Raw genomic sequence first — 10,817 nt, forward strand, 5'->3', positions numbered from 1 at the left:
GGAACAGCTGCACCGAGCCCACGGCGAAGATGGAGAGCCAGCAGATTCCCAGCACGGTCGCGGTGTGGCCCTGGATCACGCCGAGGATCGGCCCGGCGACGAGCCACACGAGGCTGCCGATCAGGACGGACCATCCGGCGAGCAACGGCACGATGCGGCGGAACCGCAGCAACTCCGGGGAGTTGGACAGCATGATGCTCAGCGGCATGTAGCCCGCGAGCATGAGTGCCTGCGCCATGAACATGACGCCCAGGCCGGCCATGTCGTTCTCCGGCAGCGGAGCGAGGTCCCGGGCGGTGAGGTCGAGACCCTGTCCGAGGACCTGCGGGGCCAGCAGTCCGGTGACCAGCGACGACTGCGACGCTCCCGCCGCGCCCGCGGTGTAGACGGTGGCGGTGCCGGCGTCGGACAGCGAGACCGCACCGGAGACCTCACGCGCCAGCACGAGATCGCGCGCAGCCGCGTCGTCGGCGACGATCCGGACGTCGACGGCGTCCGGATCCGCGTCCTCGAGCGCACGCGCGAAGTCGTAGGCCTGCTGGGTGGGACCGGCGACGGCGATCGGCATGTCCTGCGGTGCCGGCGCGTGCATCGCGTACAGGTACCCGGTGATCATCATCCCGACCATCAGGAACGGCATCACGAAGATCGCGACGTAGCGCCCGATGTGTTCCTTACGGGCGCGGGCGAGTTCGGCCTCGGTGGGTTCGCCGCCCGGCGGGTCGTTCTTCTCGAGCGTGATGGTGTCGGTCAATTCGGGGACTCCTCGATGCCCTCCGGCGACCCGGTCGTCTCCACGGCCCGGCCCGGAAAAATACGCTGGTTGACTTAAAAAGTTACGCCGAGTGTCTTAAAGTGGCCAAGCCGAGCCGTGGTGACCTTCGTCCCACTCGGCGTCGGGGCACACTGTGACCCGAGCGAGAGAAAGCGACGGGACCAATCGTGGGCAGTTACGGCGACCAAGCACGACGAGCACTGCTCGATTCGGCGGAGGAACTGTTCGCCACCTTCGGGGTCGACGCGGTGTCGAACCGGCGCATCGCCGAACACGCGGGCAACGCGAACCACTCCGCCGTGAGCTACCACTTCGGCAGCCGGGACGAACTCGTGCGCGCCACGCTCCTCCGTTATTCCGAGGACGCCGCAGCCCGGCGCAGAGAACTCGTCGCACTGCTGGGACCCGACCCGGGACTGCGGGACCTGTTGGGCTGCTTGATCATTCCCTTCACCGATCAGCTCGCGTCGATGCCCGTCCCGAGCTGGCGGGCACGGTTCCTCCAGCAGCTCAGGACCGTGCCGTCGATGGTCGAGACCGTCGCCGCGAACACCATCGCGGACCCGATCGTGGAGGATCTCGTCCAGCGGGTCCGGGCATACGTGTCCGAGCTCCCGGACTCGGTGTACACCGGGCGTTCGTGGCTGCTGGGACGGTTGGTCATCGACGCGTGCGCCGACTACGAGGAACGGCTCGAACGAGAGGACGTGGAGCCGGACTGGACCGGGTTCGCCAACTTCCTCATCGACGCGTGCGCGGGCATGCTCGAAGCCCCGGTCACCAGCGCGGGCGACTTCCTCGGCTACCGCACCACGTCCGCGTGGGCCTGATCGGTCACCCGACGGCCAGCGCGGCGCGCAGGTCCGACACCGAGATCACCGGCCGATCGCACACGAACCCGCGGCACACATAGGCCGCCGGCGCTCCGTCGACGAGGAACCGACCGGCGAACAGCGGCGACGACTCAGGTTCACCGCCCACCACGAGCGATCCGCCCGGAGCCGTCCGCCGCGCGACGTCGAGCAGCTCTCCCCCGCCGACGACGGCCACCTGGATCGGACCGCGCACCGCGGCCTCGGCGACCGTGAGCCAGTGCCCGGCCGATCGGGGTGCCCGTTCGAGCAGCAATGCGGCGGTGGCGAGCGCCGCGTCGGCGGCCTCCCGGTAGCGACCGCCGTCCTCGACCGCCGCGGACAGCGTCAGCAGCGCCTCGGTTACGAGCGCCGCGCCCGACGGGGTGGCGCCGTCGATCGGGTCGCGGGGCCGGGCGACGAGCGTCTCCGCGTCGTCGGCGGTGTCGAACCAGCTGCCCCGCTGCTCAGGGTCGGCGAAATGCGCGAGCGCGATGTCGGCCAGGTCGCGGGCCGGTGCGATCCACGACGGGTCGCCGGTCGCCTGATACAGCGCGAGCAACGCGGTGACCAGGGCTCCGTGGTCCTCGAGCACGCCGACGGGTGCGCCGACGACACCACCGAGCGACGCGCGCCGCAGCCTCCCGTCGACGAGGTGCGTCTCCAGAAGGCGACGCGCGCAGGTCGCGGCGGCGTCGATCCAGTCCGCGCGCCCGAAGGCGGCGCCGGCCTCGGCGAGTGCGGTGACGGCGAATGCGTTCCAGGCCGTGACGACCTTGTCGTCGCGTCCCGGTTGCGGCCGGGACTGCCGGGCCTCGAACAGCCGCGCACGCACCCGCTCGGCGCGTTCGGCGTCGTCGGGGTCCGACGGCAACTGCAGCACCGACATACCGTCTTCGAACGTGCCGGCCTCGGTGACCTCGTAGAGCCGCGCGGCCCACGCGCCGTCGTCCGGGCCGAGGACCTCGATCAACTGCGCCGGTGTCCACACGTACGTCAGGCCTTCGACGCCTGCGGTGTCGGCGTCGAGGGCGGAGGCGAAGCAGCCTTCGGCGGTGCCCAGGTCCCGCAGCAGGAACCCCGCGATGCCCTCGGCGACGCGCCGCGTCGCGTCCCGCCCGGTGATGCGTGCGAGGTGGGCGTACACCCGCAGTAGCAGCGCGTTGTCGTAGAGCATCTTCTCGAAGTGCGGCACCACCCAGGCCGCGTCGACGCTGTACCGGGCGAAACCCCCGGCGAGCCGGTCGTGGATGCCGCCGCGTGCCATCGCGTCGGCCGTCCGTTCGACGACCGCGAGCGTCTCCGCCGTTCCGCTGCGTTCGTAGCTGCGCAGCAGCCCTTCGAGCAGCGCCGACGGTGGGAACTTCGGAGCGCCCCCGAACCCGCCGTGGGTGCGGTCCTCGTCGGCGGCGACCGTGCCGGCGACCACGTCGAGCAGCGCGGCGTCGACGGGCCGGGCCCCCTCCGGCAGCCCGCTGCTGCTGCGCTGCAGTTCCGCCACGATCGCACCGGCCGCGCCGGCCACGTCGTCGCGGCGGGTCCGCCAGGTGTGGGTGACGGCCTGGAGCAGTTCGGTGAACGACGGCATGCCGCCACGCGCGACGTTCGGGTAGTAGGTGCCGCAGTAGAACGGGGCACCGTCGGCGGTGAGGAAGCACGTCATCGGCCAGCCGCCGTGCCCCGTCGTGGCGACGGTGGCGTTCATGTACACCGCGTCCAGATCGGGTCGTTCCTCCCGGTCGACCTTGATGCACACGAAGTTCTCGTTCATGACGGCCGCGGTCGCCTCGTCCTCGAACGACTCGTGCGCCATCACGTGACACCAGTGGCATGCCGCGTAGCCGATGGACAGCAGGATCGGCACGTCGCGCTCCCGCGCCTCGGCGAGAGCCGCGTCGGTCCATTCCTGCCAGTGCACCGGGTTGTCGGCGTGCTGCTGAAGGTAGGGCGAGGTGCTGTGGCGGAGGCGGTTGGCCATGCTTCCGAGCCTGCCACGCCGGGCAGCGTGGGGCTCGTGACAAGCGAGAGCTATTTGCTCTCGGACCCCTTCTTTTCGGTCTTTTCGGTGCCCTCGATCTCGGGCGCGGTGGCCGCGCCCCGGTCGGTGCCCTCGTCGGCGGCCTGATCGGGCTCGGGATGCTCGGGCCGGAACGTCTCGGGCAGCTTGCCGATCCGCTTGTTCATGTTCCGGATGAGCAGTGCCGTCGCGACGAGCAGGACGACGATCAGCGCCAGCCCGACCGGGGACGCCTTGCCGAACTCGGGGCCTGCGGGGTCCTGCGCCAGAACGTCCGCTGCCAGCATGCCGATCGTCATCGCACTCGTCCGTCCTCGATGCCCGCGAACAGATCCGACTCGGGGATCACCGTGTGCACGCGGGTCTTGGCCAACTCGAATTCTTCGGTCGGCCACACCTTCTGCTGAATGTCCAGGGGAATCGCGAAGAACGATCCGTTGGGGTCGATCTGCGTCGCGTGCGCGCGCAGCGCGTCGTCACGTTGCGGGAAGTAGTCGCCGCAGGTGATCTGGGTGGTCACGCGCGCCATGATGTCGCCTTGTTCGGTGCGCCAGCGGTTGAGCCATTCCTCCATCGGGAAGCGTTCACCGCGCCGTTCGTACTCGTCGCGGAACAGCTCGATGCGCCGGCGGATGAAGCCGTGCGAGTAGTACAGCTTGCGAACCTTCCACGGCTCGCCGTCCTCGGGGTGGTAGTCGGGATCGGCGGCGGCCTCGTAGGCGGCCATCGACACCTCGTGGCAGCGGATGTGGTCGGGGTGCGGGTAGCCCCCGTTCTCGTCGTAGGTGGTCATGACGTGCGGGCGGAACTCGCGGATGACCTGGACGAGCTTGCGGGTGGGTTCTTCGAGCGGAACGAGCGCGAAGCAGCCTTCGGGCAGCGGGGGCTTGGGGTCGCCCTCGGGCAGGCCGGAGTCGACGAAACCGAGCCAGCGGTGCTGCACCCCGAGGATTCGGGCGGCCTCGGCCATCTCCTCGCGGCGCACCTCTTCCATGCGCTCGCGGATGCCCGGGACGTCCATGGCCGGGTTGAGGATGTCGCCGCGTTCGCCACCGGTCAGGGTGACGACCAGGACCTCGTTCCCCTCGGCCGCGTAGCGGGCCGTTGTGGCGGCACCCTTGCTCGACTCGTCATCGGGATGGGCATGCACGGCCATGAGCCGTAGTCCGCTCACGTGTTTCCTCCACCTCGCCGTTGTGTGCTCTGTCCGACCGCGCGCCCGGCACCGCAGGCGGGGCACATCGGTCCTTCCCCTATAGTTCCACCTGACCAGTCCTCCGTCAGCCGTGGCCCCGGGCCCGCGCAGACGGGCACGAAAGCAAAGTGATGAGCAACACCACCGCGAACGACAGATACCCGGCCGGCCGCTACCCGACGGCCGGCGGTTCGTCCCGGCGCACCCGCAAGTGGGTTCTCGGTGCGATCAGTGTCGCCGTCGGTCTGGCCCTGGCGTTCGTGGTGTATCTGCAGTTCGGCCGGTCGGAGATCGAATCGGAGATCATCACCTTCGAGGTCATCGACGATTCGACCGTCGACCTCCAGTTCACGGTGACCCGCCGGGACCCCTCGCAGGAGGCGGTCTGCGTGATCCGGGCCCGGTCGAAGGACGGCCAGGAGACCGGTCGTCGCGAGGTGCTGATCCCGCCGTCCGACTCCGGAACGGTCGTCCTGAATTCGACGGTGAAGACCTCTCAGCGCCCCGGCATGGGCGACATCTACGGCTGCAGCTTCGTCGTTCCCGAATATCTGCACACGCCCTGAACGAACAGCGGCTTTCCGTCCCCGGATCCGCGTTGGTGCTAGAATAGTCGGATACACGGTTCCACCCTTTGGGGCCGTGTATTGCTGCATAGTAGGCAGTACGGCTCCGTTCACCACACCCAGTGGGGGTAACGATCAGGAGCCCATGCTGTCGTGGTCGCTGCATGTGCGCGGCCTGTCGACGGAGCCGGGGGCTCCAACCCGAAGGAAGTGATCGAGGATGACCGAGACCCAGGGCACCTGGCTGACACAGGAGTCGTACGACCGACTCAAGGCAGAACTCGACCAGCTCATCGCGAATCGTCCCATCATCGCGGCCGAGATCAACGAGCGCCGCGAAGAGGGTGATCTCAAGGAGAACGGCGGCTACCACGCCGCCCGCGAGGAACAGGGCCAGCAGGAGGCCCGGATTCGCCAGCTCCAGGAGCTGCTCAGTGCCGCGAAGGTCGGCGTTGCGCCCACCCGGTCCGGTGTCGCGCTGCCCGGATCGGTTGTCACGGTGTACTACGACGGAGACGAGAGCGACAAGGAGACGTTCCTGATCGCGACCCGTGAAGAGGGTGCGCGCAGCAACGAGATCGAGATCTACTCGCCCAATTCCCCGCTCGGCGGCGCGCTGCTCGAGGCGAAGGTCGGCGAGACCCGTGAGTACGTCCTGCCCAACGGCGGCACCATGAAGGTGACCCTCGTCAGCGCGGAGCCGTACCACGGCTGATCGGACGGCCGTGAATCCACGGCCGGTCCTGTCGAACGCCTGAGAAGGGCCCCGACCGTGCGGTCGGGGCCTTTCTCGTGCCCGGACTCAGAAGATCCTGCGGGCCTTCATGTCGGGGAAGACCGCGCCGACCCGGACGACATCCCCGGTCGTGGGCGCGTGCACCATCTGGCCGCCGCCGATGTAGATGGCGACGTGTCCCGGTCCCCCGGCCTGCCAGTTGCCGAACAGCAGGTCGCCGGGCCGGGCCTGATCCAGCGGGATCTCGGTGCCGACGTGCCATTGGGTTTCCGAGGTGCGCGGCAGCACGGTGCCGGTCGCGGCATAGACGGCGTAGGACGTGAGCCCGGAGCAGTCGAAGCCGCCGCCGGACGGACCGTTGATGTTGCCGCCGCCCCACACGTAGGGCAGGCCCAGGAAGCGGAATGCGAGGTCGACGACCTTGTTGCCGGCATCGGTGATGCCGGGCAGGCCCAGGCCCAGGAACGGCGACAGCAACCGGGAGAACGCCGCTTCGGTCGCGCGGATCTTCGCGACGTAGGGCTTGGTCTGGTTCTCGTAGTCGGGTGAGCCCGACGGCATACCGCCCGAGCGACGGACCGCGCCGATACCGGCGTTGTACGCGGCCAGTGTCAGGTCCAGGGTGTCGCCCTGCACCAGGCCGCGCTTCTTCCAGTCGTCGATGAGCTTGTAGTTGTCGCAGAGCAGCGCACCGGATGCCATCACCGGATCGGCGATGCCGAGGACGTCCGCGATCCCGTCGCCGTCGGCGTCCTTGCCGTATGCGTCCCACGTGCCCGGCATGAACTGGCCCGGGCCTTTCGCGCCGGTCGGCGAGACCGGCGCGGTGGGCCCGTAGCGGAAGCCGTTCTCGGCCGAGTACAGGGCGGCGAGCACGGGCGCGGTGATGCCCTCACACAGCGACCCGGCCTTCTTGAGCCACGGCGCGAAGACCGCGACGGCCCCGATCGGGGCGAGGCTCGTTCCGGGCAGGATCGCCGGGATCGACGGCAGCGTGATGCCGCCGACGGTGATTCCGGCCGGGGCCTGCGCAACCGGCCCGGTCGCGACCGCGGGCGGCGGTGTCACCGCGAACGGATTCGGTCGCGGCGCCGGAGCGGCGGGTGCCAGGCCGGGCGGGGGTCCCGCGCTTTCCGGGGGTGTCACGAGGGCCGCGGCCGCCTCGGGCGGAAGATGCGGTTCGATCGCGGCCGCCACGGAGGCCGTGGCGTCCACGACCGCCTGTTGCGCCGCCGGCCGAACTGCTTCGGGCAGCGTCGCGATCATGTCCGTTACCTGCTGGTCGACGCCGGGCGCGGACGCCTCGAACGATTCGATGACCTGTGTGACCTGGTCCTTGATCTCCGCCGGAATGTCGGCCCCCCTGTACCAGGGCGCTTGCGGCCGTAGCCACTGCAACGATCACGGCCGACGCGTCGACTGACATACGCGAACTCCCCACCATCCAGATCCGGAACGACTTCACCGTACGTTGTGATGTCGATCACCGGTGTCGTTTCACCACGTTCATATCACATATATGTAAGAACGTGTTTCAATAAGTCGGCTCATGTTCGACCGCCCCCGGTACAATCCCGGTACCAGAGGTTACAGAAATTCCGCCCCGGAACAGGGGCGCCCGGCCGCGAAGCGCCGCAGCGCTCAGCCCGGAATGCCGGTGACCAGCGGCGCGATCGCCTTGCGGGCCACCGAGCGTGCGACCTCGATGTCGTCGAGGTCGTAGACGGCACTGGGCAGCACGAGATAGCTGAGCGTCAGGCGGATGATCGCGTCGGCCTGGATGTCCGCGTCCGCCGCAGGCAGGACGCCCTCCGCCTGGCCGGCCACGATGCGGGCGGCGATGAACCGCCGGCCGAGTTCGAGGGGCGAGGGGTCACCGGCCGAGAGCATCGCCACCAGGGTGGCACCGTGCGCCGGATCCGAGTTCCCCGCGATGAACCGACGGCGAAAGCGCAGGCACGCGACGAAGGCCGCCTCGATGCGTTCCACCGGATCGGTGACCGTGAGGAAGGTCGTGCCGATCTCTTCGAGGAACCCGCGCAGCGCGCGCGCCAGCGCCGCCTCGAACAGCGCGTCCTTCCCGCCGAAACGGCGGAAGAGCGTCGCGCGACTGACCCCCGAGCGCGCGGCCACGTCGTCCATCGTCGCGGCCCGGGTGCCGCGCTCGGCGAGTACGGCGAGCGCGGCGTCGAACACCCCGTCGTCCGCCTCCGGCGCCGACGACACCTGCTCGATCGCGCGACCGAAAAGACTGGGTAGCGACGCACCGGGGCGGGTCATCCATCCACTATCGCACCTGAGACTATTCTGCTACCAATGATCTCATGACGAACGCGGTGGAGACACGCCCCCATCCGGAGACCACGCCCCTCGATCCGCCCCCGCTGGGTCCGGATTCCGTCGCCTGGTCGGTGTTCGGTGACCTGACGTTCGTACTCGGCGCCTCGCGGCGGCTGCTGATCGACGTGGCGCATCCGATCGTCGCGACGGGCGTGCGCGAATTCTCGGTCTTCGAATCCGACCCGTACGGGCGCGCCGAACGCACCCTCGACATGATCATGGGCGTCGTCTACGGAGAGGAGGAAGCGCTCGCCACGGCACGCCGCCTGCGGAATCTGCATCGCTCGATCAAGGGCACGAATCCCGACGGATCACGCTGGAGTTCACTGAATCCCGAAGCGTTCCACTGGGTTCACGCGAGCCTGGTGCACGGCGTGTACACCCAGCAGAAACTCCTCGGGCGCGGCTGGCGTCCCGGCGAGGTCGAGCAGTTCTACCTGGAGATGCGCCGGGTGGGCCGGCTGTACGGCGTCCGCGAGCAGGACATGCCCGCCGACTGGGCGGCCTTCTGCGCGTGGTTCGACCAGATGTCGGCGACCCGGCTGGAACGCTCGGACATCACCGACCGTGTCCTCGCGGTCGTCGGATCGCCGCAGCCTCCCCCGATTCCATTGGTGGGCAACAAGTTCCTCTGGAACTTCACCTCACGGCCGATCGCCGGACGGGTCCTGACCCTGATCACCGGCGGTCTGCTGCCACCGGACCTGCGCGAGATGTTCGGCATGCGCTGGACCCGGAGCCACGAACGCGCCTTCGCCGCGCTCGCCGCGACGTCGCGCACCGTGCTACCGCGACTGCCCCGGACCGTCCGTATGGTGCCGCAGGCGCGCCGGGCACTGCGCCGCGCGGAACGCCGCACGCACTCGCATCCCGATGCCCGGGTCGTCGACGTGCGCAGCGCCGACGGTACCCGCCTGCACGCCGAGATCCACGGACCGGACGACGCCCCGACGATCGTGCTGGCACACGGCATCCTGTGTTCGACACTGTTCTGGCGCAACCAGATTCGTGATCTGAGCAGCGAGTTCCGGGTCGTCGCCTTCGACCATCGCGGGCACGGCCGCAGCGACGCCCCGCGCGCCGGCAACTACGAACTCGACCATCTCGCCGACGATCTGCAGGCGGTGCTGACCGCGACCGTCCCGGACGGGCAGCGCGCCGTCGTCGCGGGACATTCGATGGGCGGAATCGCGGTGATGAGCTGGGCGCAGAAGTACGCGGCGGACGCGGCGTCCCGGGTGTCGGCGGTCGCGCTGGTGAACACCACGCCCGGCGACATCCTCGACAACCTGCGGTTCCTCCGCGGCCCCGAACGCACGCTCGCGCTGCGTCGCCGGTTGGCGCAGTCGGTGGCACCCGCGGCAGGTCTCCCGCTGCCGCGTCGCCTGCCGCTGCGCCGGCAACTGCTCGCCCGTGTCGCGGTCGGTGCCACCGCGGACCCGTCGGTCGCCCGCGAGGTCGATGTGATCCTCGCCGCGACCTCCGCGCGTGGACGCGGCGGCTACGGCGCACTGCTGGTGAACATGGTGACCGACGTCGACCCGGCGCACGTTCCGGTTCCGGCAGTGGTGATCTCGGGACGTCACGACCGGATCGCCCCGCCTGCGCGGTCGCAGGCGATCGCCGCGCGGCTGCAGCACCCCCTGGGTCTGCACGAACTCGACTCGGGCCACTGCGGGCCACTCGAACGCCCCGACGAGGTCACCGCGGTACTGCGGGACCTGGTGGAAACCACCCGATGAGGCGCGCGATCAGGGCTGTGACCACGTTCGCCACCGCCACCGTCCTCCTCGCCGGCTCCGCCGTCGCCTCGGCAGAACCGCCGTCGGGATTCGACGAAGTCACCGGCGTGTGGCCCACCGCGGTCGACCCGGCGTCCTGCCGGCCGGGAGATCTGGTGGAGACCGGGATCCAGGGCGAGGTCCCGCTCGCGGACCGCACCTCCGGCCGCAGCACCGGCGGATACAACTGCAACATCGACCTGATCGGGCAGTACCAGGGCCAGGGCGCCGGTCCGATCAGCCCCACCTACGGCGACTGCGCATACATCGCGTCGACCTTCCCCACCAATCTCCTCGGCGAGGACGCCGGTGTGCAGGTTCTCGACGTCGGCGACCCGGCGCATCCGGTACGCACAGAGGTGCTCACGGAACCGGCGATGGTCGGCGGCACCTGGGAATCGCTGAAGGTACACGAGGGGCGCGGTCTGCTCGTCGGCACCGGCGTCGGATTGATCGAAAGCGCCGGCTACATCTCGGTGTACGACATCTCCGAGGACTGCGCACACCCCCGGTTGCTGAACACGACCACCGGTTCGCTGCCGAACATGCCGGTGCC

8 protein-coding genes and 3 pseudogenes are annotated in these 10,817 nt (G+C 69.5%); 5 read left to right on the forward strand and 6 right to left on the reverse strand.

All coding sequences use genetic code 11. The features are described 5' to 3' along the window. Window positions 1-754, reverse strand: a pseudogene (locus I0Q12_RS29245) (ABC transporter permease); the annotation flags it as partial. 188 nt (window positions 755-942) lie between these two features. On the opposite strand from I0Q12_RS29245, the gene I0Q12_RS29250 reads away from it, so the two are divergent. Next, on the forward strand, window positions 943-1,605 hold the full coding sequence (locus tag I0Q12_RS29250; protein WP_197257231.1) for a TetR/AcrR family transcriptional regulator: 663 nt from the start codon (window positions 943-945) through the stop codon (window positions 1,603-1,605). Between the two features lie 4 nt (window positions 1,606-1,609). Here I0Q12_RS29250 and I0Q12_RS29255 read toward each other — a convergent pair whose 3' ends face one another. Genes I0Q12_RS29255 through mca form a run of 3 tightly spaced genes read right to left on the reverse strand, consistent with a single transcriptional unit; the run spans window position 1,610 to window position 4,817 of the window. Next, window positions 1,610-3,604: a thioredoxin domain-containing protein gene (locus I0Q12_RS29255; RefSeq protein ID WP_197257232.1), complete on the reverse strand. Its 1,995-nt coding sequence runs from the start codon at window positions 3,602-3,604 to the stop codon at window positions 1,610-1,612. Between the two features lie 50 nt (window positions 3,605-3,654). Next, on the reverse strand, window positions 3,655-3,942 hold the full coding sequence (locus tag I0Q12_RS29260; protein ID WP_197257233.1) for a hypothetical protein: 288 nt from the start codon (window positions 3,940-3,942) through the stop codon (window positions 3,655-3,657). Beyond that, window positions 3,939-4,817 (reverse strand): mycothiol conjugate amidase Mca, encoded by an 879-nt coding sequence (gene mca / locus I0Q12_RS29265; protein WP_197257234.1) that lies wholly within the window; start codon window positions 4,815-4,817, stop codon window positions 3,939-3,941. The genes I0Q12_RS29260 and mca overlap by 4 nt, the downstream gene beginning before the upstream one ends. A 152-nt stretch (window positions 4,818-4,969) precedes the next feature. On the opposite strand from mca, the gene I0Q12_RS29270 reads away from it, so the two are divergent. Both I0Q12_RS29270 and greA read left to right on the forward strand, forming a co-directional pair. Next, complete coding sequence (locus tag I0Q12_RS29270; RefSeq protein WP_197257235.1) at window positions 4,970-5,404, forward strand: DUF4307 domain-containing protein; 435 nt, start codon at window positions 4,970-4,972, stop codon at window positions 5,402-5,404. Between the two features lie 220 nt (window positions 5,405-5,624). Next, entirely contained in the window at window positions 5,625-6,119 is a 495-nt protein-coding gene (gene greA / locus I0Q12_RS29275; RefSeq protein WP_197257236.1) for a transcription elongation factor GreA, read from the forward strand. An 87-nt stretch (window positions 6,120-6,206) separates the two neighbouring features. Here the strand turns inward: greA and I0Q12_RS29280 are convergent. Together I0Q12_RS29280 and I0Q12_RS29285 are read right to left on the reverse strand one after the other, a co-directional pair. After that, window positions 6,207-7,566, reverse strand: a pseudogene (locus I0Q12_RS29280) (NlpC/P60 family protein). Window positions 7,567-7,781: 215 nt separating this feature from the next. Beyond that, entirely contained in the window at window positions 7,782-8,420 is a 639-nt protein-coding gene (locus I0Q12_RS29285) for a TetR/AcrR family transcriptional regulator (protein ID WP_197257239.1), read from the reverse strand. Window positions 8,421-8,464: 44 nt separating this feature from the next. Between I0Q12_RS29285 and I0Q12_RS34260 the strand changes: the two genes are divergently transcribed. Both I0Q12_RS34260 and I0Q12_RS34265 read left to right on the forward strand, forming a co-directional pair. Then, window positions 8,465-10,222 carry an alpha/beta fold hydrolase gene (locus I0Q12_RS34260; RefSeq protein ID WP_231611676.1) on the forward strand — a complete coding sequence of 586 codons (1,758 nt, stop codon included), beginning with the start codon at window positions 8,465-8,467 and terminating at the stop codon, window positions 10,220-10,222. Between the two features lie 17 nt (window positions 10,223-10,239). Further along, window positions 10,240-10,817: pseudogene (locus I0Q12_RS34265) on the forward strand (hypothetical protein); the annotation flags it as partial.

It is taken from the genome of Rhodococcus sp. CX, assembly GCF_015865005.1.
Classification (GTDB): Bacteria; Actinomycetota; Actinomycetes; order Mycobacteriales; family Mycobacteriaceae; genus Rhodococcus.